The sequence below is a fragment of the Allobosea sp. BH3 genome (genome assembly GCF_025499465.1).
GTDB lineage: Bacteria > Pseudomonadota > Alphaproteobacteria > Rhizobiales > Beijerinckiaceae > Allobosea.
The window spans coordinates 565,867-591,842 of the sequence record NZ_JAIMCA010000001.1 but is presented as its reverse complement, the minus strand read 5'-3'; the positions used below and the strand labels follow the sequence as shown (position 1 = coordinate 591,842).

General features: G+C 65.5%; 23 protein-coding genes and 1 pseudogene. 6 read left to right on the top strand and 18 right to left on the bottom strand.

Going from position 1 to position 25,976, the window contains the following annotated elements; genetic code table 11:
• The first annotated feature begins 34 nt into the window (after window positions 1–34).
• Complete coding sequence (locus BoBH3_RS02850; RefSeq protein WP_262329233.1) at window positions 35–472, top strand: RidA family protein; 438 nt, start codon at window positions 35–37, stop codon at window positions 470–472.
• A gap of 196 nt (window positions 473–668) precedes the next feature.
• Window positions 669–1,862, top strand: a complete 1,194-nt coding sequence (locus BoBH3_RS02845) for a M14 family metallopeptidase (protein ID WP_262329232.1) — start codon at window positions 669–671, stop codon at window positions 1,860–1,862.
• 301 nt (window positions 1,863–2,163) lie between these two features.
• Here BoBH3_RS02845 and BoBH3_RS02840 read toward each other — a convergent pair whose 3' ends face one another.
• Window positions 2,164–2,841: an isochorismatase family protein gene (locus tag BoBH3_RS02840; RefSeq protein WP_262329231.1), complete on the bottom strand. Its 678-nt coding sequence runs from the start codon at window positions 2,839–2,841 to the stop codon at window positions 2,164–2,166.
• Between the two features lie 212 nt (window positions 2,842–3,053).
• Window positions 3,054–4,022, bottom strand: a complete 969-nt coding sequence (locus BoBH3_RS02835) for an MBL fold metallo-hydrolase (protein ID WP_262329230.1) — start codon at window positions 4,020–4,022, stop codon at window positions 3,054–3,056.
• A gap of 135 nt (window positions 4,023–4,157) precedes the next feature.
• Here BoBH3_RS02835 and BoBH3_RS02830 point away from each other — a divergent pair, with 135 nt between their 5' ends.
• Window positions 4,158–5,072 (top strand): LysR family transcriptional regulator, encoded by a 915-nt coding sequence (locus tag BoBH3_RS02830; protein WP_262329229.1) that lies wholly within the window; start codon window positions 4,158–4,160, stop codon window positions 5,070–5,072.
• Between the two features lie 178 nt (window positions 5,073–5,250).
• Here BoBH3_RS02830 and BoBH3_RS02825 read toward each other — a convergent pair whose 3' ends face one another.
• From BoBH3_RS02825 to BoBH3_RS02780, 10 genes are all read right to left on the bottom strand, one after another.
• Complete coding sequence (locus BoBH3_RS02825) at window positions 5,251–6,633, bottom strand: alginate export family protein (RefSeq protein ID WP_262329228.1); 1,383 nt, start codon at window positions 6,631–6,633, stop codon at window positions 5,251–5,253.
• Window positions 6,630–8,258 (bottom strand): MFS transporter, encoded by a 1,629-nt coding sequence (locus BoBH3_RS02820; RefSeq protein ID WP_262329227.1) that lies wholly within the window; start codon window positions 8,256–8,258, stop codon window positions 6,630–6,632. Before BoBH3_RS02820 ends, BoBH3_RS02825 begins: the two co-directional genes overlap by 4 nt.
• Window positions 8,258–8,698, bottom strand: coding sequence for a DoxX family protein (locus BoBH3_RS02815; RefSeq protein WP_262329226.1), 441 nt, complete (start codon window positions 8,696–8,698; stop codon window positions 8,258–8,260). The genes BoBH3_RS02820 and BoBH3_RS02815 overlap by 1 nt, the downstream gene beginning before the upstream one ends.
• Window positions 8,699–8,700: 2 nt before the next feature.
• Window positions 8,701–10,674 carry an amidohydrolase gene (locus BoBH3_RS02810; protein WP_410050543.1) on the bottom strand — a complete coding sequence of 658 codons (1,974 nt, stop codon included), beginning with the start codon at window positions 10,672–10,674 and terminating at the stop codon, window positions 8,701–8,703.
• Window positions 10,671–10,949 carry a XapX domain-containing protein gene (locus tag BoBH3_RS02805; RefSeq protein WP_262329225.1) on the bottom strand — a complete coding sequence of 93 codons (279 nt, stop codon included), beginning with the start codon at window positions 10,947–10,949 and terminating at the stop codon, window positions 10,671–10,673. Before BoBH3_RS02805 ends, BoBH3_RS02810 begins: the two co-directional genes overlap by 4 nt.
• Window positions 10,950–11,285: 336 nt before the next feature.
• Window positions 11,286–12,122: an alpha/beta fold hydrolase gene (locus BoBH3_RS02800; protein ID WP_262329224.1), complete on the bottom strand. Its 837-nt coding sequence runs from the start codon at window positions 12,120–12,122 to the stop codon at window positions 11,286–11,288.
• Window positions 12,123–12,188: 66 nt separating this feature from the next.
• On the bottom strand, window positions 12,189–12,842 hold the full coding sequence (locus BoBH3_RS02795; protein ID WP_262329223.1) for a hydrolase: 654 nt from the start codon (window positions 12,840–12,842) through the stop codon (window positions 12,189–12,191).
• A 54-nt stretch (window positions 12,843–12,896) separates the two neighbouring features.
• The gene (locus BoBH3_RS02790; RefSeq protein ID WP_262329222.1) at window positions 12,897–13,313 is read right to left on the bottom strand and encodes a response regulator transcription factor; all 417 of its coding nucleotides are present in this window, start codon (window positions 13,311–13,313) and stop codon (window positions 12,897–12,899) included.
• An 83-nt stretch (window positions 13,314–13,396) separates the two neighbouring features.
• On the bottom strand, window positions 13,397–14,029 hold the full coding sequence (locus BoBH3_RS02785; protein ID WP_262329221.1) for a response regulator transcription factor: 633 nt from the start codon (window positions 14,027–14,029) through the stop codon (window positions 13,397–13,399).
• The gene (locus BoBH3_RS02780; protein WP_262329220.1) at window positions 14,026–15,642 is read right to left on the bottom strand and encodes a sensor histidine kinase; all 1,617 of its coding nucleotides are present in this window, start codon (window positions 15,640–15,642) and stop codon (window positions 14,026–14,028) included. Before BoBH3_RS02780 ends, BoBH3_RS02785 begins: the two co-directional genes overlap by 4 nt.
• Before the next feature lie 155 nt (window positions 15,643–15,797).
• On the opposite strand from BoBH3_RS02780, the gene BoBH3_RS02775 reads away from it, so the two are divergent.
• Together BoBH3_RS02775 and BoBH3_RS02770 are read left to right on the top strand one after the other, a co-directional pair.
• Window positions 15,798–16,049 (top strand): hypothetical protein, encoded by a 252-nt coding sequence (locus BoBH3_RS02775; protein ID WP_262329219.1) that lies wholly within the window; start codon window positions 15,798–15,800, stop codon window positions 16,047–16,049.
• Window positions 16,050–16,077: 28 nt separating this feature from the next.
• Window positions 16,078–16,728 (top strand): annotated as a pseudogene (locus BoBH3_RS02770) (ABC transporter substrate-binding protein); the annotation flags it as partial.
• A 75-nt stretch (window positions 16,729–16,803) separates the two neighbouring features.
• On the opposite strand, the gene BoBH3_RS02765 reads toward BoBH3_RS02770, so the two are convergent.
• The 6 genes from BoBH3_RS02765 to BoBH3_RS02740 all read right to left on the bottom strand — a co-directional run bounded on the left by BoBH3_RS02765 (window position 16,804) and on the right by BoBH3_RS02740 (window position 24,758).
• Window positions 16,804–18,462, bottom strand: coding sequence for a hydantoinase B/oxoprolinase family protein (locus tag BoBH3_RS02765; protein ID WP_262329218.1), 1,659 nt, complete (start codon window positions 18,460–18,462; stop codon window positions 16,804–16,806).
• Window positions 18,463–18,474: 12 nt separating this feature from the next.
• On the bottom strand, window positions 18,475–20,526 hold the full coding sequence (locus BoBH3_RS02760; protein ID WP_262329217.1) for a hydantoinase/oxoprolinase family protein: 2,052 nt from the start codon (window positions 20,524–20,526) through the stop codon (window positions 18,475–18,477).
• Window positions 20,527–20,573: 47 nt separating this feature from the next.
• Window positions 20,574–21,932: a TRAP transporter large permease gene (locus tag BoBH3_RS02755; protein ID WP_262329216.1), complete on the bottom strand. Its 1,359-nt coding sequence runs from the start codon at window positions 21,930–21,932 to the stop codon at window positions 20,574–20,576.
• Entirely contained in the window at window positions 21,929–22,567 is a 639-nt protein-coding gene (locus BoBH3_RS02750) for a TRAP transporter small permease subunit (RefSeq protein ID WP_262329215.1), read from the bottom strand. Before BoBH3_RS02750 ends, BoBH3_RS02755 begins: the two co-directional genes overlap by 4 nt.
• Window positions 22,564–23,628, bottom strand: a complete 1,065-nt coding sequence (locus BoBH3_RS02745; RefSeq protein ID WP_262329214.1) for a TRAP transporter substrate-binding protein — start codon at window positions 23,626–23,628, stop codon at window positions 22,564–22,566. Before BoBH3_RS02745 ends, BoBH3_RS02750 begins: the two co-directional genes overlap by 4 nt.
• A 149-nt stretch (window positions 23,629–23,777) precedes the next feature.
• The gene (locus BoBH3_RS02740) at window positions 23,778–24,758 is read right to left on the bottom strand and encodes a LysR family transcriptional regulator (protein ID WP_262329213.1); all 981 of its coding nucleotides are present in this window, start codon (window positions 24,756–24,758) and stop codon (window positions 23,778–23,780) included.
• A gap of 373 nt (window positions 24,759–25,131) precedes the next feature.
• Here BoBH3_RS02740 and BoBH3_RS02735 point away from each other — a divergent pair, with 373 nt between their 5' ends.
• Window positions 25,132–25,962: a transporter substrate-binding domain-containing protein gene (locus BoBH3_RS02735; RefSeq protein WP_262329212.1), complete on the top strand. Its 831-nt coding sequence runs from the start codon at window positions 25,132–25,134 to the stop codon at window positions 25,960–25,962.
• Window positions 25,963–25,976 lie beyond the last annotated feature (14 nt).

Genomic DNA, 25,976 nt, shown 5'->3' with positions numbered 1-25,976 from the left:
CTGCCCGCTTCTCACCTCGTCTCAGGAGATCGCCATGTCCGCAGCTCACCTCAAGGTCGTTCAGCCCGAGCCCGACAAGGCTCACATGATGCCCTACGCGCCGGCCATCCACATCGTCGGCGCCTGCAACCTGATGTACATCTCAGGTGCGACAGCCTCGCCGCTCTACCACAATCACCCGCATATCGATTCTGAGCACGACCACTCCAACGACATCGCCGTGCAGACCCGCAACGCGATGGAGACGATCAAGTCGATCCTCGAGACCGTCGGCGCCAGCTGGAAGGACGTGGTTAAGGTCACGAAGTATCTCACCGACATGCGCGATGCCGATGGGATGCATGCCGCGATGCGCCCCTATTTCGGCGACTGGCGCCCGGCCAGCACGATGGTCTGCATCAACTCGTTGAGCTCACCCGGCGCCCGCGTCGAGCTCGACATGATCGTAGCCGTGCCGGCGAAAGAGTCCTGAGCCGCGGCTCTCGGATTCTAGCACTCCATCGGAAGGACAATCGTCGCGGCCATTCCGGCCAAGTGAACAGATGGTCGAGCGCGAACGAGGGCGCTCGATCTGCCGCGGGGGAGGCCCGCGATAACCGCCGCGGCGGGCTTGCGGAACCACCTCGCGCAACCGCATGGTTGGCCATCAGCCGAAAGGGGCCTGCCTCATGTCGACAGAACCGACAGCTCATCTCGACCGTCGCAACTTTTTGACAGCTTCGATTGCAACGGCCGGAGTGTCCGCCGCACTCGCCATCGCCGACCGGCCCGCGAATGCGCAGCCTGTGGTATCGCCCTCCGCAGCGCCAGCCTCAGGTACGGTCTATACCGGCGACACGATCCGGGGAAAGCGCGTCGTCAGCGCGCTTGACGTCAATGACCTTGAGCCCGGCAGGAAACACCTGCTGTACTTTCAGGGCGTGCAAATGCCCAGCGGGCAGCACTGGTATGTCTCGGTGACGGTCGCCAAGGGCGCGAAGCCGGGCAAGCGTATCGTCCTGACCAGCGGCGTTCATGGCGATGAGATGAGCTCCGTTCATACAGTGCAAACGGTCATGAACCAGCTCGAACCCACTGAAATGTCTGGCACCGTGACGGCTGTCACCGATATTTCGGGACCCGCAATTGAGGGCATGCAGCGCCGATGGCCGAATTCGGGCCGCGGAATCGACCTGATCGACATGAACCGGGAATGGCCCGGCAACGAGAACGGCCTCACGGCTCCCAGCCGGCATGCCGGACTTCTGTTCAACCGGCTGCTGCGGCCCAATGCCGACGCAGCCATCGACTTCCATACGGGCACGACCGGCTTCGAGGTCACGGCGTTCAACATCGCCGGCATGGACGTGCCGGAGGTAAAGGCGATGGTGGAACTCTATCCCGTCGGCCAGATCTTCGACAATCACGTGTATCCGGGCGTCCTGCACAACGCATTCATGGACGTAGGCATCCCCGCGTTTACGCCGGAGATCGGTGCTGCCCGCGTGCTGAGCCACGAGATGGTGTCACTGTTCGTTGAAGGGACGATGAATGTGTTGAAGCACCACGGCATCGTGCCCGGGCCGATCGGCCGGACGGGAAAGGACGTGACCGTTTTCGTGGGCAACAGTTCTTTTCCGATACTCGCGACCGAAGGCGGAATGGTCGAGCATCTTGTGAAGCTCAACGACAAGGTCTCAGCCGGGCAGAAGGTGGCGGTCCAGCGCAACAGCTTCGGCGAAGTGGTGGCGGAATATGTGAGCGGTGTGGCTGGAGAGGTCGCGGGTCAACGGAGCGACGCGATGTCCGAACCTGGCAATCCGTTGTTGTTCATCCTCTTTCAGCAGGCGGCGCCGGACAAAGCGGAGCAATATCCCGAATAGCTTGATCCGCCCCGGCATGCCCAATCGGCGCCAGGCCAATTGCTCAGACCGATCCGACCGACGGGTCAGGCTGGGTGCCAGTCGGCCACGAGCTCTGCCCGATCTCGCAGGTCATTTGCTTTGCCGCAGGCGCGGCAGCCAATGCGGGGCTGCGCCGATACGCATATTGCGGGGGCATTCGGACACCCTACGGATGTCCACTCTCTGGGAAAGAGCCACGCTCTTCAAATAGCGTCGGCTGGAGGCATTGCCCCTCTGAAATAACCGACGTCGGCCTATGCCGAACCCTCCCGACGATTTGCTAATCAGGCTTTAGGGCGGCTTCCTGGGCCCTCTGATAACTCTCGATCACCGCGGCATAATTGGGTGCTGCGAGGGCATAGAGCTGAGCCAGTTGGGCCGCCTCCGGCCGGGCCCAGGTCCGGGGCAGTTCGGACAAGAGCGCATTTGTCGATGTCGGTTTAACACCACCTTGCACGAAGCGGGCGAGCGATATGCGAGATGCCATCTCGCTAGGATCGCCGGAGGCATCAAGCACCGCATAGACATCGTAGCCCGCAACGCGTGCATCGAGGGCGGGAAACATGACGCAAACGCTGGTCCAGACACCGGCCATGACGAGCGTCTTTCGGCCCGTCGACTCGACTTGGGCCACGAAGTCCGCATTGTCCCAGGCGTTCACCTCGCCCTTGCGCGGAACATAGACGGCGTGCGGGGCAAGCTGATGGATTTCGGGCATGAGCGGACCATTCGTGCCCGCCGGCTCCGAGGCGGTCGTGATCACCGGGATATTCAGGAGCGTGCACAACCTCGCGATCATCTCGACATTGCGGCGTAGATCCGCGACGGGGATATCCTTGACGGTCTGGAACAGTCCAGACTGATGATCGAGCAGCAGCACCAGCGTGTCCGCCGGGTCGATGAGAGCCGCGCCCCCGCCCGTCGGCAGAACGCTTGATTTCGTGAATGCCCGTTCCATGGTTGCGTTCCGATCCATCCTTGAGCCGGAGCTGCGTCCATCCGCGACCCCGAGCATCCTGGTTTGACAATTAAAACAATATTTTATGGGATTATGAGAAGTCCGCGCGGCGCGCATCGCCGAGGGTGACCGTCGATGCAATCACCAGATGTCGGTGATGCATGCAGTCTCCCCAGCGCCGCGGCTGCAGGCGCCAGTCTCGCCGGCACCGTTCAGCTCTGCAAGGCCCAGTCCGCGACGTCCCAGCGCATTTTCCCGCGGTCGGTGACGATGCGTCCAAGCCCCGGGAAGGGCATGTGCGTCGCGGCGATCAGCGCGCCTTCGGCCGCGGCGAGCGGAAAAAATCGATCCCGCATTGCTTTGGCCGCAGCGCGGTCCTGCTCGAACAGGAAGTTCACGTCCGTCGCGCTCGGGTGCACGACGGGGAAGATCATGTCTGAGACCATGATCAGGCTCCGCCCGGCATCCTCGATCCGCACGCCGATATGGCCTGGAGTATGTCCGGTCAGGTCGACGATGGAGATGCCACGAGCAATCTCGCGTGGGCCATCGATCGCCTGCAGGCGGGGGCAGAGGCGCACGACATCCGTCGCCATCTTGAAACTGGTCTGGAGGTAGTCGGGCGCACCATTCTGCTTCGCCGGGTCCGTCCAGTGGCTGACGTCGCGGCGGTCGATATAGACATCGGCATTCGGGAAGTTGTTCTGCCCGCCAGCGATCAGGCCGCCCATATGGTCCTGGTGCATATGGGTCACGATCACGGCGTCGATCTGATCGCGACGCAGCCCGAGCGCGGCAAACGCCTGCGGCAGTGCCCCCGTCTGGCCGATCGATCCGGCCGGGCCGGTATCGAGCAGGATTTTGCGCTCGCCATCGTCGATCAGATATTGGTTGAAGACGAACCGGACACCGCTGGAACGCGCCACGAATTGCGCAGTCGCCGCCTGCTCCACCTCGGTGGGGGTACGGCCGGGGAAGAACGTGTAGGGCATGTCCGCATAGCCATCGGTCAGCGCAGTCACGGTGAAGCGGCCGACCCTGATCTGTGCGAGCGGCGTAACGCCGACCGCGGAAGGAGCCTGTGCGACGCTCGGCGTCGAAGCGGTGAAGGGGAGAGCACCGCCCCCCAGAATGCCAAGCGGAAAGCCGGTCGCGAAGGAGCGGCGGGAGATGGGGGCCATGGTGTCTCCGTGCGATGGGGGCCTTCGGGAAGTTCGGCAAGAGCCCCCACAGCCTCGCCCTGACGTTAGGCTAGCCGTCTGCGCTGGAGTACTCCGTGCTAATGGGAGCCAACCTCTCGGATTCTGGAAGGTAAGATGGATCGCTTTGACGCCATGTCGGTTCTGTTGGCCGTGGTCGATGCGGGCAGCATCTCCGCTGGTGCGCGACGCCTGCACATCCCGCTGCCTACGGTCAGCCGCAAAGTGGCGGAGCTGGAACGCCATCTGGGCACCCGGCTTCTGGTTCGCACCAGCCGAGGACTTTTGCTCACCGACGCAGGCCGCGCATACGTCGCCGCCGCCCGACGGATACTGGGGCAGGTGGAGGAGGCTGAGCGGGAGGCCACGGGTGAGTATCTTGCACCGCGCGGCGCACTGCATGTCACTGCGCCGGTCGCCTTCGGGCAGATGTACCTGATGCCGGTCGCGCTGAGCTTCCTGGAGGGCCAGCCCGAGATCAGCCTGCGCCTCATGCTGGCCGACCGTCAGATCAGCCTCGTGGAAGAGCATATTGATGTTGCGCTGCGGATCGGTCACCTGGCCGACAGCGCACTGATAGCGACCCGCGTCGGAGCTGTAAGACGCGTCATTTGCGCCAGCCCGGGCTATCTCGCCAGGCGCGGCGTGCCGGGATCTCCGGACGATCTCGCGCAGCATGACGGAATCAGCTTCCAGGGCTTCGCCACGGCGCCGGAGTGGCGGTACCGCGGGGATAACGTGGCCTTTGCCGTCGAGCCGCGCCAAAGGCTCGCCGTCAATACGACGGAAGCAGCCATTCAGGCGGCTATCGCCGGTCTCGGGATCATCCGCGTTCTGTCCTATCAGGTCGACGATGAGTTGCGGTCCGGCCGGCTGCAGGTTCTCCTGGCCGAATTCGCGCCGGAGCCTCTGCCGGTCAATTTCGTCTATCCTGGCGCAGGACCGCTGCCGCTGAAGGTAAGGTGCTTCCTCGACTGGGCCGTGCCGAGAATTCGCTCCCGACTGGCAGGGCTCCATAGCGCCTCTGCATGAAGCTTCATCCCCGGCAGAAGTGAAACAAGGATGCCCAAGCGCAGTTCTGGCGCTACGTGCCGGCAGCGACTCCCAAGCCGGCGTGGGAAAGTCCGCGTCCGGGCAAGGCTCCAATATCCGCAGATGGCGCATCCCGCCGGCCACCGCGTGGTCACGGCAATTCGCGCGTCAAGCGAGCTTAGAAGGTTATAGTCGCCCAACCTGCGGCAAAGGAACCGGCAACTCCGCCCGCCTGCCTAATGCGCTCGCCGGGTCTATAGCTGACGAATGTTCCGCCCAGCGTGACATGCTCGGCCAAGACCCATTCTAGCGTCGCCGATGTTTGCTGACCGATGTAACGTCCTGCTCCGCCGGCCGTCCGGGCAACCGGTGTTGCGGCCGGCCCGTAGAAGGCGTCGGCCTTGTTCTGCTTCCAGAGAGGGTTCCAGCCGACGGTCAATTTGATCTTCGGCAACAGGGTCAGCGTGATGTTCGGCTGAATGTCGAGCAGGTTCGCCGGCCCGACGAGGTTCGCCTCGGAGAAATACGGCAGCTTAGGGAAAAGCGGATTGAATGTGCCGAGCCTACCATCGCGCAGATTGCCATCCCCGCTGATCGCGTCCGCGTTGAGTCCGATCCGGGGCGAGAAGGGCAATTGCGAAAAGCTGTAGCCGAGCTCCGCAGACGCGGTCCAGGCGCGGATATCCGCCTGGCCGAAACTGCCAAACTGGACCGCGCCCTCGACATTCCAGTCGAAACCAGACGTCTTGCCGAAAAGCCGGCTGCCAAGCGTGTGGCGGCGTTCATCGGCCGAGCCTTGGGCAAAGCGCGCATTCTCGCGCGTGAGGCCGAGATAATAGAGATCGGCCTTCAGCCCGGCGACGCCGGGGACGGGCGTGGTCGCATACAGGCCCCAAAAAGCCTGCGTGGGGTCGGACCGGTCGTCGAACAGGCCGGCCATAGGCACCACCGGCCGGACGAGGAACGCATCGATGCGCCGGTCGGAATCGGCGATCCAGGCCGCGCGGATGCCGTCGAAGGCGCGACGCACATTCGGGCTTTCACGAACCGAGACGAGCCGTGACGACCCGAAGCTCATCTCCTGGCGCCCGCCTCGGATCATGACGGCGCTGCTCGCGATGGGCAGGCTCAGCTCGCCATAGCCCTGCAGGAAATCCAGCCGATCGAGCTGGGTGCCCGGCGGTGTGACCGCCCAGATCGGAGCCTGGCCGCTAACGAATTCGACGAAGCCGCGAAGATGAGGACCCAATTTCAGGTCGGCAGAGAGGAAGGACCGGACCAACAGACCGTTGTTGTGGGCGGGTGCCGCCAGCCCGAAGACCGGCTGCCGGGAGAATTCCGGACGGATTCGCAATTGCCCGCCGAGGCTCAGGGTAACCCATCCGTCAGGCGACAACGGAATGTCCTTCAGCGCCGCGAAAGGGTCGACCTTCGTTTCCGTGCAAACGGTGGCGCCGGTTCTACCGTCCGGATCGCAGTTCGTGTTCGCCTGGGAGAGTGCCGCGCCGGTGGTGCCCAGCCAGCCCAACCCGCCGGCAATGGCGCCTAGGAGCAGCCTCACGCCGTCTGGCCCGGCGTCGGCTTTCTCGGATCGATGGTCAGGAAGTGACGCACGACCGGCCTCTCGGGGCCGATGTGGAACCGGATCGTATCGTGCTGCAGGTCGGCATCGGCCTTCGACACGCGCTTGTGCTGGCGCAGGTGCTCGGCCCAGGACTCGACCATGAACCACTCTACAATGCCCTCGGGGTCGGCTGCGTCCTCGGTGACGCCCCAGCTATAGGCGCCGTCGCGGCGGCGCTCCGCCGAGAGCCGGTTCAGTGCGGCGAGAAACGCCGGCCGGTCCGGTTTGGCGACGCGGTATTCGATCAGGATCAGGACGGGGCCGCGATCATGGTCCACAGGTTCGGCCGTCAGCGGCTCCGGCCAGTGGTTGGAGGCAACGAGGTCTGCCACGCCCTGGGGAAGCTTGACGCGGTGGAACAGCACGCCAGCGACCAGAAGGCAGCCGGCACCCAAGAGCAGAGTGGCCGGCACGCCGAATTCCTGCGCGACGAGGCCCCAGCACAGGCTGCCTGCCGTCATCGCGCCGTTGAAGACGGTTAGATAGACGGCAAGCGCCCGTCCGCGGACCCAGTTTGGCAGAATCGCCTGCGCAGCGCCGTTCAGCGTCGTCAAGGCGACGATCCAGGCGGCGCCGAGCAGCAGCAGGGTAGCCAGCGCCACGGGCTTGGGCGGAGAGAGCGCGAGCGCCGCCATGACGAGCGAGGTGCCGATCGCGACGCCCAGCAGCAGCTGGTCGGCGTCCATCCGTTTGCGCAGGGCCGGCAGCACCAGAGCGCCGCCGATCGCGCCAGCTCCAACGCAGCCGAGCATGATGCCGTAGAAGCGTGCATCGCCGCCGAGCAGGTTGCGACCGACCAGCGGCAGAAGTGCCCAGACTGCGCTGGCGCAGGCGAAAAAGACGGCCGTGCGCAGCAGCACGACATGCAATTCGCGACTCGCCCGCGTGTATCGCAACCCAGCGCGGAAGGCGCCGGCGAAACGCTCCGACAAGGCGTCGTCGGCGCCCGGCGCGCGGGGCCACCAGATCAGCGCCGCGATCACGAACACATAGCTTAGAACATCGGCGCCGTAGGTGACGGCCGCACCGAACGCAGCCAGCAGCAGGCCGCCCGCAGCGGGGCCGATCGAGCGGGCGATGTTGATGCCGAGCGAGTTAAGCGCCACAGCGTTCTTCACATCCGGCCGGGGCACGAGCTCGGGCACGATCGCCTGCCAGGTCGGCCCCATCAGGGCTGCCCCGATGCCGCCGACGAAGGTCAGGGCGACGATCGCGCTGACGGTCAGAAGCCCGAGATGTGACAGTGCCATCAGGCAGATGCTGACGGCGGCCAGCAGGAGCTGGATCGCGATTAGGAATTTGCGGCGGTCGAGGATGTCGGAGAGCACGCCGGCGGGGATGGCGAGCAGGAAGACAGGTAGCGTGCCGGCAGCCTGGACCAGGGAGATCGCCGCCGGCGAAGCGGAGAGATCCGTCACCAGCCAGGCGCTGGCGACGTCGCGCATGAAGCTGCCGGTGTTGCCGAGCACGGTGGCGGCCCAGAGCACGGCGAAGACCGGCTGCTTCAGTGGCGAGAAGGCGCCGGCTTCCGGAACGGCGGCCTTGGGAGTGGCATCGCTCATTACGGCTGCTCCGATCGCACCGCGCGCTCGCGCAGATCATGCCAGGCGACGAGCAGGAAGCCGCCGACGAGGCCCAGATGCTCGAAAAAGCTGTTGGCCGCCATGAAGCGTGCGGGCGGCGCCATCTCCCAGAAACGCAGCGCCACGAACGTCGCCATGACGGTGAAGGCGGCTAGCGCCAGCGCACCGAGCCAGCGGCCGATGCCGGAGAGGATCATCGCCGAGGCGACGAGTTCCAGCGCGATCACCGCAACCGCCAAAGGCCGCTCCGGCGAAAGGCCGAAATGCTGCATCTCGGCGATGGCGCTCGGGAAGTCGGTCGCCTTGTTGAGGCCACCCTGCAGATACGCGGCGCAGAGGCCGAGCAAGGCGAGCCATCGGACGGCCGGTGTCGCGAAGCGGGCGGCGAAATGCGTGACGGCGTGAGCGGAGTTCGCCACCGTCAGAACGCCCAGCAGGAGCAGCCGAGCGCGCCCCAGAAAGCGGCTTCGTCGCGGGCGGGCGCTTGTGTGCCGAGCGCCGCGTTATGACCATGCCCGTGGACACCGCAGGCGCTGTCACAACCGCAAGCCGCCATCAGCGCATATTTGCGGTCGTCCTTGACCGCCGCGCGCTGCTGGTAGCCGCCGAAGGTGCGGACCGGCGACCAGTCGGGCATGGCGGGCGGCAGCGGGGGGCTCAGCGGCGCGAAATCGCCCGCGCCGAAGACGATTTTACCGCCAAGCAGGGTCAGGACGCTCTCGATGTCCTGGATCTCGTCCTCGGGCACGCTCATGTAGTCGCGGTCGAGCACGACGAGGTCGGCGAGCTGGCCGGTTTTGAGCTGGCCCTTCTTGCCCTCCTCGGTCGAGAACCAGGTGTTCGCTTCCGTCCAGAGGCGCAGCGCGCTCTCGCGGTCGAGCAAATTGCGCTGCGGATAGAGCTTCAGCCCGCCCAGCGTCCGGCCTGTGACGAGCCAGGCCAGCGAAACCCAGGGGTTGTAGCTCGCGACCCGCGTCGCGTCGGTACCCGCACCGACCTTGACGCCGGCTTCCAACATCCGGGCGACCGGGGGGCTGCGCTCGGCCGCCTTGGCGCCGTAGCGTTCGACGAAATCCTCCCCCTGAAAGGCCATGCGGTGCTGCACGGCGATGCCGCCGCCCAACGCAGCGATCCGGTCGATGTTGCGGTCGCTGATGGTTTCGCAATGGTCGAAGAACCAGTGCAGGCCTTCGAGCGGCACGTCGCGGTTGACCTTTTCGAAGACGTCGAGCGCGCGGCTGATCGTCTCGTCATAGGTGGCGTGAAGGCGCCAGGGCCAGCGCTGCTCCGCCAGCAGCCGCACGACCGGCTCGAGCTCGGCCTCCATCGATGGCGGCATCTCGGGCCGCTCGACCTTGAAATCCTCGAAGTCGGCGGCGGAATAGACCAGCATCTCGCCGGCGCCGTTATGACGGTAGAGATCGTCGCCCTGGCCGGGCTTGACCTGCTTGGCCCAGCCGGAGAAGTCGGAAAGCTCCTCCTTCGGCTTCTGCGTGAACAGGTTGTAGGCGAGCCGGAGCGTCAGCTCGCCGTCTGCATGTAGCTTCTCGATGATGGCGTAGTCGTCGGGATAGTTCTGGTAGCCGCCGCCGGCGTCGATGATCGAGGTGACGCCGAGCCGGTTCATCTCCCGCATGAAGTGGCGCGTCGAGTTGAGCTGATATTCCGGCGGCAGTTTCGGCCCCTTGGCCAGCGTCGCATAGAGGATGGTGGCGTTGGGCTTGGCGAGCAGAAGGCCGGTGGGATCGCCGTCCTTGTCCCTGATGATCTCGCCACCGGGCGGATTGGGCGTGTCCCTGGTATAGCCGGCTGCACGCAGGGCTGCGCCGTTCAGCAGCGCACGATCGTAGAGGTGCAGGATGAAGACCGGCGTCTCGGGGGCGATCGCGTTGATCTCGTCCAGCGTCGGCAGTCGCTTTTCGGCGAACTGGTGCTCGGTGAAGCCGCCGACGACGCGGACCCATTGCGGTGGCGGCGTCACCGCGACCTGCGCGCGCAGCATCTCCATGGCCCGGCCGAGCGAGCGCACGCCGTCCCAGCGCAGCTCCATGTTGTAGTTCAGCCCGCCGCGGATGATGTGCATGTGGCTGTCGATCAGCCCAGGCACGACACGGCGGCCGCCGAGATCCATGACCTTGGTTTCGGGGCCGGCGAGCGCCTGCATCTCGGCGCGCGTGCCGATGCCGAGAAAGCGGCCGTCTGCGATCGCCAGGGCTTCCGGGTTGGGATTGCCGCGGTCGAGCGTGGTGAAGCGGCCGTTGACGAGAATGAGGTCTGCGATCATCGCGCGGGCTCCCGAGCCTGAATTCTGGGCTGATGACGTACCACCGATCAACGTGGCGAGCGCGCCGGCCGCGCCGCCGAGCGCCGTGTCGCGACGTGTCGGGTTCGTCATGAGGCGGTCCGGCCGGGCCCCGCCTCGGTCTCCTTGCGATCCCGTGCCGGCAGGGCGCCGAACAGGTGGTCTCCGCATTCGCTTTTGAGCCAGCCTAGACTGAGACCCTCGCCCCCGACCATGCGCTTGGCGATCGGGACGATCTGCTCGCCCGCCAGGATTCCCAGCAGGCCGATCAGCGCGATCACCGGCGGGGCCGGCGAGCGCACATTGAGCAGGCTGTAGACGACGCCGACGATCAGACCGGCGCCCAACGCGAGCAGATAGGGTTTCATGGTCACAAGCCTTTATGCAGAGGCATCAGGCACGAGCCGCCTGGCTGCCGGACGCTGCCGAGGCCGCTTCGGCGATGACGCCGGCGACGGCCTCCGGCATGGACAGGAGGGACATGTGGCTCGCCTTCAACGCGGTCGTCCGCGCTTTCAGCCGCAAGGCCCGTTACTGCTGCTGTTCGACGCTGACGGCCCGCTCCTCCGCCGAGAGGACGCACCAGTTTTGTCGATCGAGCCATGCCGCCAGCTCGATGCGTCCGCCCACGCGCCATGAACGAGGACAATCGTCACAGCTGTCATGATTGCTCCTTCCGATGATCGTCTGGTGCGTGCCGCATCTCAGCCCTTGATGAAGGCGAGCAGGTCGGGATTGATCACCTCGGCATGGGTGGTCAGCATGCCGTGCGGATAGCCCGGGTAGACCTTCAGCGTGCCGTTCTTGAGCAGCTTGATGGACTTCAGCGCGGCATTGGCGATCGGGACAACCTGATCGTCGTCGCCATGCAGGACCAGCGTCGGCACCGTGATCGCCTTCAGGTCCTCGCTCTGGTCGGTCTCGGAGAAGGCCTTGATGCCGTCGTAATGGGCCTTGGCGCTGCCCATCATACCCTGGCGCCACCAGTTTTGAATCACGCCCTGAGAGATGTTCGCACCGCCGCGGTTGAAGCCGTAGAACGGGCCCGCAGCGACATCCAGAAACAGCTGCGCCCGCATTTCGGCCGTGCCCTTCCGGAAGCCGTCAAAGACTTCGAGCGGCACGCCGTCCACGTTCGAGGCGGTCTTGAGCATCAGCGGCGGTACGGCGCTGACCAGCACCGCCTTGGCCACGCGGCCCGCCGGCTGCCCGTGTTTGGCGACATAGCGAGCGACCTCGCCGCCACCGGTCGAGTGGCCGATGTGGACGGCGTTCCTGAGGTCGAGATGCTCGACCACGGCGAAGGCGTCAGCTGCATAGTGATCCATATCATGGCCATCGCTGACCTGCGCCGAGCGACCGTGGCCGCGTCGGTCATGCGCCACGACGCGATAACCGTTCTGGAGAAAGAACAGCATCTGCGTGTCCCAGTCGTCCGAGGACAGGGGCCAGCCATGGTGGAAGACGATGGGCTGAGCGTCCTTCGGACCCCAGTCCTTGAAGAAGATGGAGACGCCGTCTTTGGTGGTGACCGTGGGCATGATGGCTATCCGCTGCATTCGGGGCGTCTGGAGCCGGTCGGGCCGGCGGGGATCGGTGGCTGCTGGTCAGTGCCCTTCGGAGGCGCCGAACATCGTCTTGGCGTAGGTGATGCCGAGGCCGTAGGCGCCGCCGACCTTCTTTGCGATGCCGGTCGTCATCTCGTAGGTCTCGGTCCGCGCCCAGTCGCGCTGCAGTTCGAGCAGGTATTGCAGCGATGTCATCGGCCGCGCGCCGGCCTGGATCATGCGCTGCATCGCCCGTTCATGCGCCTCGTCGGAGACGTCGCCGCAGGCATCGGCGATGACATAGACCTCGAAGCCTTGATCGATCGCCGACAGCGCCGGCCCCACGATGCAGACTCCGGTCCAGAGTCCCGCCAGCACGATGCGTGGCTTGCCGATCTCGTTGACGCGGGCGATGACTGCCGCATCTTCCCAAGTGTTCATCGAAGTCCGGTCGAGCAGCGCCTGGCCTGGAAAGGCCGAGGTGATCTCCTCGAACATCGGCCCGGAGAAGCTGCTCACGGCGACGGTGGTCAGGATGGTCGCAACGCCGAAGCCGGCGGCGGCCTGCGAGACCAGCGCGGCGTTGTTGCGCAGCGTGACGGCATCGATCGATTTCGTCGCGAAAGCCATCTGCGATTGGAAGTCGATCATGATCAGCGTGTGATCGCGAGGAGCCAGAAGCCCCTTGCCTGGGGTCGCCGTCGCCTGAACCATCTGAGTTCTCCTGATTGAGCTCTAGGGGTAGGTGGCGGCCGCCGGTCGGCGCAATTATCCGGTAGGGTCGGTCGCGCTCAGCTTTCGTATAGCTGCCCCGGCTCGCACGGCTTCGCGAAGGCAGGCCAGCAGGGCCTCTGGATCGAACGGTTTTGTGAAATATCCACTCACCCCGGCCCCCAGGGCAGCCGCCCGCGTCGTCTCGTCGGGAAACGCCGTCATCAGGATCATCGGAAGACGCTGAGCCGATAGCGTCAGGGAGCGGTACAGATCGAGGCCGCCCATGCCCGGCATGCGAACATCCGCTATCGCGCATCGCGTCACAGGCCGCAGCACGGACGACAGAAACGTCGCGGCGCTGTCGCAGGCGAAAGTCCGGTAGCCCATGGCCGAGACGAGACTGCTGACGGCATCCCGCGCCGCCGCATCGTCATCGATGATGGCGATCAGCGCGCCCTCTGGCTTCGTCATGCTTCCTGCTGCCGCGCTATTGCTGACCCCCGATCATCGGGGAGGGCACAGGTTGGCAGCAATTATACTCAAGCATCGCCTGCCTATCCGGCAGTGCCGGTAACGGCCTCCGCGATCCTGTCCGACAGGCGCACGAGATCGGCCAGGGAAGCTGCCTGCAGCTTCTGCATGACCTGGGCGCGGTGAACCTTGATCGTGATCTCGCTCAGTTGCAGAGACGCGGCGATCTGCTTGTTCATCAGGCCACTCGCCACCAGCGGCAGGATCTCCCGCTCCCGCGGCGTCAGGCTCTCGTAACGCGCCCGGAGCGCGTCGATCTCCTTCAGCCGGCGGCGCCGATCGACATCCAATGCGAGGCCCTTATGGACCGCATCGAGCAAATCCTGGTCGCGGAACGGCTTGGTCAGGAATTCGATCGCGCCGGCCTTCATGGCTGCGACCGACATCTGGACGTCCCCATGACCGGTGATGAAAATCACGGGAACGCTGCGCCCCTGGCGCGTCAGCTCGCGCTGGAACTCCAGCCCGCTCGCTCCGGGGAGCCTGACGTCGAGGATGAGGCACGCCGGCCCATCATGAGGGTCGGCCGCCAGGAAATCCTGCGCCGAATGGAACGACGCGACAGCGTGGCCGACCGAACGCAGCAGGCTTTCGACCGAGGCACGCATGGCCGGGTTGTCGTCCAAGACGAAGACGAGCGCGACCTCCGAACTCACGCGCTGTCCTCCTGCGCCATCAAGGATTGAAGTGTGGTCGGCAGCGAGAAGGCGAACACCGCACCCTGCGGCGTATGGGGCGAAGTCCACAGCCGCCCCCCATGCGCCTCGATCGTGGATCGGCAGAACATCAGCCCCATTCCCATGCCGTCAGCCTTGGTCGTGAAGAACGGCTCGAATATCCGGTCCAGGGTCGCGGGGTCCAGTCCAGGCCCCGTATCCTCGATGCTGACGACGACCTCGTTATGCTCGCTTGCTCTCGTGGCGATGCGAAGGCGGCGTTGCCGAGCCGGGACGGGTCGCATCGCCTCGAGGGCGTTGTCGATCAAGTTGGCGACCACCTGTTGCAGCTGGATAGCGTTGCCGATCACGAAAGGCGCTTGGCAATCCAGATCCAACGTGACAGCGCCGTGTCCCAGCCGGGCTTCGGGGCCGGCCTGCTTCACCACCTGTTCGATCAAGAGGTTCAAGTCGAGCGGCGTACGCTCGCGCGTGCCTTTCATAAACATCGTTCGGATGCTCGACACCACCTTATTGGCCCGGTGGCCCTCCTCGACGATCCGCCGCATCGCCGCTCTGGCTTCATCGAGGGCAGGCTGGGGCTTGTCGAGCCAACGCAGGCCCGCATTGGCATTGGTGACCATACTGCCCAGCGGCTGGTTGACCTCATGGGCGATCGTCGCCGACAAGGCTTCCATTGCGGTCAGCCGGTTCTGGCGCGCACGCCGTTCGGCGGCCGTGGCGCGCGAGAGGCGAGCATAGACCGCGATCGTCTCCGACAGCATCACGACGAGGATGATGCTTGCCGAGATCAGGCCGTAGAGGCGCCCCGCCCACCAGCCGAGGCTCATGCGCACGCCCGCCCCCAAATACGAAATCTGAATGATTTCGATCAGGAGCGTACCGAGGACGACGACCAGCCAAAGGTCGAGAATCGTGCGGCGCCTGGCCGCCAGAGCGACGATTCCGGCAAGGTAGAGCGCGATCGCGAGCGCAGGAATGGCGCGCCAGAGCAGTCCGGGTGTGAACGCATCCGTCATGAACGCGCTTGACAGGCGCAGCCCGCTGTCATCGGCCAGGATCAGCCAGGAGGCCATGGCGATGAAGGCAAGCACCGACGCCACCGCTGCCGTTATCCAGAAGGTGACCCAGCGACGCGCGAGTTGGCGGTCGGGCAATACGGCATAGGCCAAGATGAACAACGGAAAGCCCAGGCGCTTCAAAGCAGCGAAGGCCGCCGCGCTCTGGATGCCCTCATCGATCCCCAGTGATGAGAAAACGCCCGGAAAGGTCAGAACCCATGGCGCGACCAGTGTTCCTGAAAACAGATAACCGGCCGCTAGAACAAGAATCGCGCGAGAGCGCTGGACGTAGAAGAGCGCGAGAAGCAAGGTCGAAGTGACCAGTTCGATCACCAGCACAGCTGCTGCGTAAGCGGGTAAAACGACGACCAAATTGGTCAGTGAGTGGCCTGCGTAAGGGGCAATCAGCACCAGCACCAGGACCGAAATGGCCAGCATCGAACCAGCCAGCCAGAACTGAACCTGCCGACGTGCAGTGTTTGACAGCAGCAATAAAGGTTCGCCTGCCGACAGATCGCTCGACGGCGTCATGGCTCTTTCCATCGCACCGCAATATTGCGCACGACCAGTTAGCCTTCGCGTGGGCAAAGCCGCAATGGGTCGAAAGGACCGCAGTGTGTGAATGTCCGCTTCAAGCTCGCTAGCTGAGGTCGGCTTTGGCGCGACCCGGTGGTTGACCTCGGCACATGTCGGTCAATTTCATCGCTATTGCTGCTATAGATCGCTCCTCAAGTCTGAGCGCAAAGCAGGAGCGGATTGTGACCGAGCGATTTGAACGGCACCGCCAACCCTGGACCTCTGAGGAGCTCCAGAAGCTGAAATTGCTTGCTGGAAAGGGCATGGCCTTGAAGGCGATTGCGAAAGCGATGACTCGTAGCGAAGAATCAATCAAGGACCGCGCCAAACTCGACGGTATCGGGATCGCGAAACTCCGCTAGCGTCGGAGGCTTAGGAGCCAACACCGAGCCTTCACTTCGCATGTTGGGGCAATTGTTTGGGCGTGAGGATGTTGCTGAACGGTTCATCGCCTTCCGCAATGATCAGATCGCGCGCGTGACGACGCCAATTGCGGCGATGCCAGACCTGAAGCGTCCCCTCGTGATGCTGGATCGCATTCCGGGATACTCTGATGGCTGCTGCATGAGCTTCGGAAGGGAGAATTTCGGCCTGATGGTCGAGATGGCGGGCGGCCGCAATCTTGGCTCCGACCTGTTGCCCGGCACGTTCGGCACGATCAACTCCGAAACGATCATCGCCCGCGACCCAGACGTGGTCATCGTCACCGGCGGCAACTGGAACGCTCTCGCGCCGGGCGGGGGATGGGTCGGCCTCGGCCCGGGAGCCGACTTGCCGGAGGCCCGGCGCAAGCTGGCCGCGCTCACCCAACGCCCGGCCTTCGTCCATGGCAAGGCCGTGGCCGAGCGGCGCGTGCACGCGATCTGGCACCAGTTCTACAACAGCCCATACCAGTTCGTCGCGCTCCAGCGGATCGCCCGCTGGCTGCATCCGGAACTCTTCGCCACCTTGGATCCGGACGCGACTTTGCGCGATCTGCATGAACACTTCCTGCCGATCCGGTATCGCGCCGGCTACTGGACAGACCTCGAAGCAGGCTGAGGCGCGAGCACCGAGCATCGGAACGCCGGAGCCTCAGCTTCCGCCGCGTTTGTCGGGAACGCCTTCCGAGGCCAATCAGGCATAGCGGCAGAGGCGGTCTTTCCCAATGGCCGCCGGCAGCCGCTCCGCCGCCGGGCCGTAGCCGCCACCGCCCGAGGTTTCGAGCCGGATGATGTCGCCCTTCAACAGCGGCAGGTTGTTGATCTTGGAGCCGAGCGCCTGCCGCTCGCCGTTGCGGATGAGGTAGAGATGGCCCTCGCGGCCCGGTTCTCCGCCTTCCAGCCCATACGGCTTGAACTTGAAGCGCTCGAGATTGGCAGTGAACACTGCGGCCGCGCTGTCGACGCGCCATTCGCGGAAGAGGCCGAGTCCGCCGCGGTGACGGCCGGCGCCGCCCGAGCCGTCGATCAGCCCGTAAGCGGTGACGGTCAGCGGCACGTCGGCCTCGATCATCTCGATCGGGATCGAGGCATTGTTGTGCATGCCGTAGGAGAAGGCGTTGAGCCCGTCCTGATCGTCATAGGCGCCGGTGCCACCGATCTCGATCTCGACCAGCACGCCGCGCTCACCCTGCTCGCCGATGGTCTGGAAGGAGCAGACATAGGAGACGCCGTAATAGGCCGCCGGAACGCGGCCGGGTACGGCCTGATGCAGCGCGCCGAACATCGTCGTCGCCAGCCGGTGGCCGACTGCGACGCGGTTGGCGACCGGGGCGGGATGCCGCGGATTGACGATCAGCCCTTCCGGCACGATCAGCGAAACCGGCCGGTAGCAGCCGGCATTGGCGGGGATCTCCTTGTCGGCGATTGCCATCACAGCGTAGTAGACGGCCGAGCCGGAGGAGGCGACGGTCGCGTTGATCGGCCCTGTCGCCTGCTTGCCGCAGCCGGAGAGGTCCACGACCATTTCCTCGCCCTTCACCTCGATCTCGGCATGGATGCGGATAGGATCGGGCAGGATGCCATCGTCGTCGAGGAAGTCTTCGAAGCTGTAGCGCCCGTCGGGGATGCGCCCAATCATCGCCCGCATGGCGCGCTCCGAGCCGTCGAGCAGCCGCGTGCAGGCCTCGATGATCGTGTCGGCACCGAAGCGTGTCGCGAGGCGCAGCATCGTGCCGTGGCCGACGGCGAGCGAGGCGAGCTGCGCTTGCAGATCGCCCATCAGCATGTCGGGCCGGCGCACGTTCTGCAGCATCATGGCGAGCACGTCGTCGTTCATGACGCCGCCGCGCAGGAGCTTCAGCGGCGGGATACGCAGGCCTTCCTGGAAGATCTCGGTGGCGCTGGCGGCGTAGGAACCGGCCGCCATGCCGCCCATGTCGAGATGGTGGCAGAGCGTTCCGACGATGGCGATGCGCTTGCCCTCGGCGAAGACCGGCCGGTAGGCCAGAATGTCGGGGATATGCTGGCCGCCGCAATAGGGGTCGTTGGTGATGACGACGTCGCCCTCCTGCCACTGATCGAGCGGCAGGAACTCCGCGACGATGGTACGCAGGCCCGCGCTCATCGAGTTGAGATGGCCGGGGATGCGGGCCGATTGCGCGACATTGTAGCCGTCGCGATCGAACACCGCGGTCGAATAGTCGAGCATCTCGCGCACGATGGTCGAGCGGCTGGTGCGCCAGACGGTGACGTCCATCTCGTTGGCGGTGGCGGTGAAGGCGTTGCGCAGCACTTCGAGGGTGACGGGGCCAAGCTCGGGCTTCGCAGCGGCGGTTCTGGTCATGGCGGTCATGGTTCGTCTCGCTCAGATCTTGCGGGCGATCAGCGCGCCCATCGAGCCGGGCGCACAGACCCAGCCGGCCGTCAGCAGGATCGTGGTGTATTCCTCCTCGACCAGTGCCGGCCCGGCGATCTCGCCGGCCAGCGCCGGACGCCGGTAGACGGGCACGTCGCTGAAGGCGCCGTCGAGCAATACCGGCCGGGCCTCCATCGGCTCCGGCTTGCCGCTGGCGACCACCGCGGTGGCGATTGCCGTGCCGGTCGATAGCACGCCGACCGCAGCGAGCCGCAGCGCCACGAGCTCCACTGCCGCCTTCGTGTCCGAATAGGAGAAGCGCTGGGCGTGGCCCTTGTGGAAATCGGCAATGACGCGGGCGAGCGCTTCCGAGGTAGCTTCCGCTTCGGTCCAGGGCACGACGAGTTCGGAAGCCTGGCCGCGATAGCGCAGGTCGGCCGATATCAGATAGCGCCGCTTCTCTGCCGGCACGCCGTCCTCGTCGAGCAGGGCTTTGCCCTGGGCCCTGAGCTCCGAGAGCATGGTCGCCACATGCGGCAGGCTGGCGTCTGTCGCCGGCATCACCCGGCTGCGGGCGAGATCGTGGACGATATCGGAATGCAGGATGCCATAGGCGGAGAAGGTCGAGGCATCGGCGGGGAAGATCACCTCCGAAACGCCGAGCTCCTCCGCGACGGGGATCGCGTGCAGGCCGCCGGCGCCACCGAAGGAGACGAGGCTGAAGTCACGTGGATCGAGCCCCTTCTCGAACAGGCTGAGGCGCGCGGCGGCGGCAAGGCTGGTGTTGGTGACGGTCATCATGCCGTCGACTGCCTCCTCCATCGAGAGGCCGAGCGGCTTGCCGACCTTAGCCGTGATGGCGGCGCGCGATCCGTCCAGGTCGAGCTTCATCGCGCCGCCGAGGAAGTAGCGGGGGTCGAGCCGGCCCATGACGAGGTTGGCGTCGGTGACGGTCGGCTCCGTGCCGCCGCGTCCGTAGCTGACCGGACCCGGCCGCGCGCCGGCACTGCGCGGGCCGACGCGTAGCCGTCCGGCCTCGTCGATCGAGGCGATCGAACCGCCGCCCGAGCCGATGGTCCTGATCTCGATCATCGGCAGGCGGACGGGCAATTCGTCGATCTCGCCCTGGGTCATCTGTGTGACCGCGCCCTCGCGCACCACGCAGACGTCGAAGCTGGTACCGCCCATGTCGACGCCGAGCAGGTTCGGGCGCTCCAGCGCCTCTGCCATGCGCAGCGTCGCGAGCGCGCCGCCGGACGGGCCGGAGAGCAGGAGGCGCGCCGGCTGGCGCTTCGCGACATCGGCGCTGCAGACGCCGCCATTGGACTGCACGAGCAGCAGGCGGGCCGCGACGCCGGCCTCGGCCAGCCTCGTCTTCAGCCTGTCGAGATAGGTGCCGACCACCGGCAGAAGCACCGCGTTGAGCACCGTCGTCGAGCTGCGCTCGAATTCGCGGATCTCGGGGCTGATATCCGAGGAGAGCGAGACCGGGATCGCAGGGAAGCGCTGTGCCAGCCAGTCGGCGAGCGCCTTCTCATGGACATCGTTGCGATAGGCGTTCAGCAGCACGACCGCGATGGCGCCCGGCTCGGCCGCCGCGATCTTTTCCGCCAATGGTTCGAGCAGGGCGGTGTCGAGCGGCGTCTCGATGCTGCCGTCGCCCTTAATGCGCTCGGGGACGCCGAAGCGTCGGTCGCGCCCGATCAGCGGCTCCTGGCGCTTCTGGCGGGCGCTGTAGATGTCGCGCCGGTTATGCCGGCCGATCTCCAGCACGTCCTCGAAGCCGGCAGTCGTCAGCAGCACACCGCGGGCGAGCTTGCGCTCCAGCACGGCGTTGGTCGCGATGGTGGTGCCGTGCAGCAGCAGGCGAATGTCGGCCAGCGAGAAGCCATAGCGCTCGCCGGCTTCCTTGAGCCCGGTAAGGAGGCCGATAGAGGGGTCTTCCGGCGTCGTCGGCGTCTTGAGGCTCGATAGCGCGCCGGTGACCTCGTTGAGGATCTGCAGGTCGGTGAAGGTGCCGCCGATATCGATGCCGATACGGATGAAGGGGGCGGAAGTCACGGGAACTCCGGTCATGATCAGGGATGAGGTTGGGAAGGACCGGCTGCTCAGCGCATCAGCGCGGGCAGCCAGAGCACGAGCTGGGGCCAGAGCAGCAGCACGCCGACGGCCAGGAGATAGGCGAGGAGGAAGGGCATCACGCCGGCGAAGACGTCGGTGATCGGCCCGCCCTTCGGGCGCATGCCCTGCAGGACGTACATCACCGTGCCGTCGGGCGGGCTGATCTGCGCGATCTCGACCAGCATGGTCACGATCACGCCGAACCAGATCGCGTCGTAGCCGAGGCCGGTGACGATCGGGAACACCACCGGCACCGTGGTGATGATCATGGAGAAGCCCTCCATGAAGGTGCCGAGGGCGAAATACATGCCGATGATCGCGAGCATGATCGCCCAGGGCGGCACCGGCAGATGCGAGATCATCTCGGCGACGGCCTGCGGCACGTTGATCAGCGTCAGCACGTAGTTGAGCAGATAGGCGCCCATGATGATCAGGCCGAGCAGTGCCGTGTTGCGCGCCGTCGTCAGCGCCGAGGCGTGCAGCATGGCGAAGGAGAGCCGGCGCTCGATCAGCGCGAAGAAGGCAGCCCCGACCACGCCCAGCGCCGCAGCTTCGGTCGGCGTCGCATAGCCGGCATAGATCGAGCCAAGGACGAGCACGATCAGGATCAGCGTCGGCACCAAATCCCGCAGCGCCTTGATCTTGACCATGAGGGGCAGCGGTGCAGGCTTCTCCATCGGGTTGCGCAGGCCATGCATCACGATGATCGCGATGAAGAAGGCCGTGACGATCACGCTGGGGATGATCGCCGCGATGTAAAGCGCACCGACCGAGGTCTCGGTGATGAGGCCGTAGACGATGAAGGTGATGCCGGGCGGGATCAGGTTGCCCATCGCGCCGCCGGCGGCGAGCGAGCCCAGCACCATGCGCTGGTTGTACTTCGTCCCCTCGAAATAAGGCAGCGCCACCGAACCCATGGTCGCCGCGGTGGCGACCGATGAGCCGGAGATCGCCGAGAACAGGGCGCAGGCGGCGATGTTGGTGTGCAGCAGGCCGCCCGGCAGGCGGTTCAGCCAGACGTTCAGCGCCTTGTAGAGCCGTTCGGAGAGGCCGGCCCTCAGCAGGATTTCGCCCATCAGCAGGAAGAGCGGCACCGCGATCAGCACGAAATTGCTGGACGGGCCCCAGAAGGTCTGGCCGGCGAAGGCCCAGAACGGCCTGTCGGAGAACATCAGCCCGGTCAGCGCCGCGAGGATGCCGAGCACGGCGGCGACATGGACGCCGGCGCCGAAGAACACGGTGAAGATCGCGACCAGCGCCAGGATCTCGGCCACCGGTAGGGCCTGTGCGCCGGCGGCGAAGACGACGACGCCGAGCAGGGCGAGCAGGAAGACGACGGCAATCATGCGCGCGTCTCCTGCCGGGCCATGGCGACGGCTTCGAGCGCTTCCTCGGCCTCGTCGTCGATGCTGCGCGAACCGAGCAGCGCGGCGATCTCGTCGTAGCGGCCGCAGAACAGACCGAGCGCGGCCTCCAGCACCAGCGCTGCGATCATGACCAGGAAGGCGCCGAGCCCGAAGGCCCAGATGCCCTGCGGCAGGGCCATCGGAATGTGCAGGGCGCTGTTATCGTGCGCGTCGAACATCAGAGACTCATCCAGCAGTTGCCATCCCGCCCAGGCGAGGAAGGCGGCGAAGAGGCCGAGCAGCAGCAGGGCGAAGAGGTGAAGCAGGGCGCGGGGCCTGAGCGGCATCCGGTTGATCAGGACGTCGACCCGGATATGCGCCCGCTCGGCCAGCGTATGCGCCAGCGACCAGGAGATGCCGCAGGCCAGCATGTAGCCGCTGATCTCGACGGTCGCGGCGCTGGAGACGCCGAAGACCGAGCGGCCGACGATATCGGCGGTGATGAAGAGGGCGCAGGCCACATAGTTCCAGCCCGCGACATAGGCCATTCCGGCTGCCGCACGGTCTATCGCCCTGCGCAAGGCCCGGGCGAACCGCAGTGCAGCCGGAGCCGAGGCTCCGGCTGCTGCGCTCAAGGCTTGAACTCCACCTTGGCGATCGGCGCGATGACCTGGTTGTAGACCTCGCCGCAACGCGCGCCGCAACGCTTCACGAAGCCGGGCAGGACGGTGCTCTGCATGATCTGGCGCACGAGAGCCTTGTCCGCGTCCGTCGCCTTGACCTCAGTCATCGGCTTGGCCGACAGCGAATGGATCTTGCAGGCATCCTTGTTGCCGATGTTGCAGTCGATGCCATCGCGAGTCGCGGCGTCGCCGAGCTTCCAGAGCTCGTCGGTCATCTGCGCGAAGGTCTTCTCCAGCAGCGCCTTGGTGCCGGCGTCGAGCTTGTTCCACCAAGCCAGGTTGACCATGTAGCCGGCTACCGCCCAGGAGAGAGGCAGGTCGGAGATATGGCTCGACACTTCCGGCCAGCGGGCCGCCGCACCCGAGCCCGTACCGGTGACGGCGCAGTCGACGACGCCGCGCTCGAGCGCGCTGTAAACCTCGGGGAAGCCGATCGAGACCGGCTGGGCGCCGATCGTCTGCACGAGATCGACCAGCGAATTGCCGAAGGTGCGGATCTTGCGGCCCTTGAGGTCGGAAAGCGTAGTGAAGGGCTGGCGGCAGAAAAGCACCTGCGCCGGGAAGGGATAGAGCACCACGAGACGGGTGTTGAAGCGCTCGAGATCCTTGTTGACGATCGGCAGCATCGCCTCGGCGATCTTCTTCGCCATGCCGATGTCGGGGCTCAGGCCCGAGAGGTCGACGCCGTCGAGCAGCGGCACGTCGCCAGAGAGCGTGGAGAGCGTGCCGGCGCCGATGTCGACCTGGCCGGAGCGGACGAGGCGAACGATCTCGGCGCCGCCGAGATTGCGCTCGCTATGCGAGCTGAGCTGGACGGTGATCTGCCCGTTCGAACCTTTGGGAAGGCCCTCGCGCAGCAGGGGGACGTCGACGAGCGTAAACTGGGGGTTGGTCGGCACCGGCTGGGTGACCGCAGAAATCGTCTGCTTCGGAATCGGCGCCTGCGCGGACGCGATGCCGGATGCGGCCATCGCTGCGAGCAGCGTTGTGCCGGCCATAATGCTCTTGATCATCGCTTTGAGCCTCGGTTGTTCGTGTTCCCCTTGGTGGCCCTCGCGTTGCGGCTGTTTCCCCCAACGTCCGCCGTGATCGGCGGCTTCTATCGTTCTCTTTAGAAACTCCCGGTCCATTTTTCGTGCAGCAGACCTTTGTCTGCCGGCTCTCAGGCCTGAAATTGAAGGCGATCGACGGCCGCCTGTCGAATTGTGTTTTTGGATCGCGCCGATCGGGATTTCTGATCAGACCGCGCCTCATCTTCCAGCGTTCTGCCGATCTGGCAGGCATGCCTCGCGACCAGCGCCGCGAGGAAGTTGTTGGGCCTGCGCAGATACGAGATCTGGAAGCCGTTGGGCGGCAGGGTCACCCCCTCGACCGAGAGCCTGCGCAGCCGGCCGCGCGCGATATCCTCGCGCACCAGAGCCAGCGGCAGGATGCAGCTTCCCATCCCGTCGAGCGCCATGCGGATCATGATCGTCAGCGAAGCGCTGCCCCAGAGGCGCACCTGTTCGCGCCCCTCGCCCCCGAGTGCACGCTTAATCTCTTCGGCAAGCGGGCTGCCATGGGAGAAACTGATGATCGGCCATTCCGAGAGACGCATCAGCGTCAGCGGCTCCTCGCCGAGCGGCAGCTCCGGGCTCGCCACCCAGCCGAGCGGCAGATGGCAAAGGCGTTCGTTGACCGCGCGCGGATCGGCGATCGGGCCGACCTGCATGCCGACATCGATCTGCCCGCGCAGCAGATGCTCGGTCAGGACATTGGTGGTGTCGACGATCATATCCACCACGAGCTCGGGATAGCTCGTGTTGATGACCTCGATCAGCCGCGGCATCAGGCTGTGCACCAGCGTCTCCGCCACGCCGAGTCTGAGCACACCGCGCACGGCATCAGCCCGCGAGACGACGGTCCGGGCCTCCGTCATTGTCGCGAGGATGCGCTCGGCGTATTCGAGCAGGACAGTGCCTTCGCGGGTCAGCGTGCTGCGCTTCTGCGGCGGGCCGAATAACACGACGCCGAAATGCTGCTCTAGCTGGTCGATCCGGGCTGAGATCGACGGCTGCGTCGTGTGGAGCTGCGCGGCGGCAGCGCGGAACCCGCCGAGCCGCGCCACCCACACGAATGTCTCCAGGCATTTCAGATCGTTCAAGCGCCACTCCGTCGCCGAAACACAATCATTCGCCCCGAAGACCTAGGAACAACGCAGCGACCGGGGACCAGCGAGACCTGCGATGAGCCGGCGTCGCTATTCGCAGTTCGGCAAGCATCAACCGTGCCGCTGCCGAATTGGATAACGCTATGGCCGAGCAGTCTCCGGCCGTTCATGGCGATGCGAAGGAGGCCGTCCATACGTTGCCCGCCGCATTGATGCGCTCGCGCAGAGGACGTCGAAGGCGGCCAGCGATGACCGGGCTCCACGGCGCCTAGCTGGTGGGGATTGACATCACCACACGAAGCGACAAATCTGTCATGGTCGATTGTCGACAATCGACCATGACAGAAAACGAAGGGGATGTTTTGTGATGCGCTTCAAATTCCTGAACACGATGCTCGTCGTCTGTGGTGCGGCTGCCGGCCTGGCGGCCGTCCCGGCCCAAGCGCAATGCCTGCCCGCGCCCCCCAACCTCGTCGAGGCCGGCTATCTCACGGTCGGCACTTCGCTGACGGCGCCGCCGATGGGCTTCATGAAGGACGACACGCCGTCCGGCTTCGATCCGGAATTCATCACGGCAGTGGCCGAGAAGATGTGCCTGAAGACCAAGATCGTGAACCTCACTTTCCAGGGCCTGTTTCCAGGGCTGATCGCGAAGAAGTTCGACGTCATCGCCTCGCAGATCGGCATTACCGAGCCGCGCAAGGAGATGTTCGATTTCGTGCCGGTCTTCGTCGGCGGGCTGCGCCTCGTCACGCAGAAGGACAGCGGCCTGACGTTCAAGACCGAGAGCGACGTCTGCGGCCAGGCCGCGAGCATCGTCGCCGGCTCCACCCAGATGGCCGCGCTGGAGCGGGTCAAGGGCGATTGCCCGGCTGGCAAGCCGATGACACTCAAGGTCTTCAGCAACCAGAGCGAAGCGCTGAACGAAGTCGGCAAGGGCACGGTCAACGTCGCCTATGTCGACTGGCCCGTCGCGGCCTTCCTGATCCAGCAGCGCCCGAAGGATTTCGTCGAGGCGAGCCCTGTGCTGAGCGGCAAGGGGCCGAACACCGAGCGCAACCGCAACGGCATCGTCATCCGCAAGAACGAGACCGCCACGCAGGACGCTGTCGCGGCGGGCGTGAAGGCAGCCATGAGCGCAGGCGCCTATGACGAGATCCTGAAGCGCTGGAATCTCGCCGACGGCGATATCCGCTAGGCGAACTGAGGCAC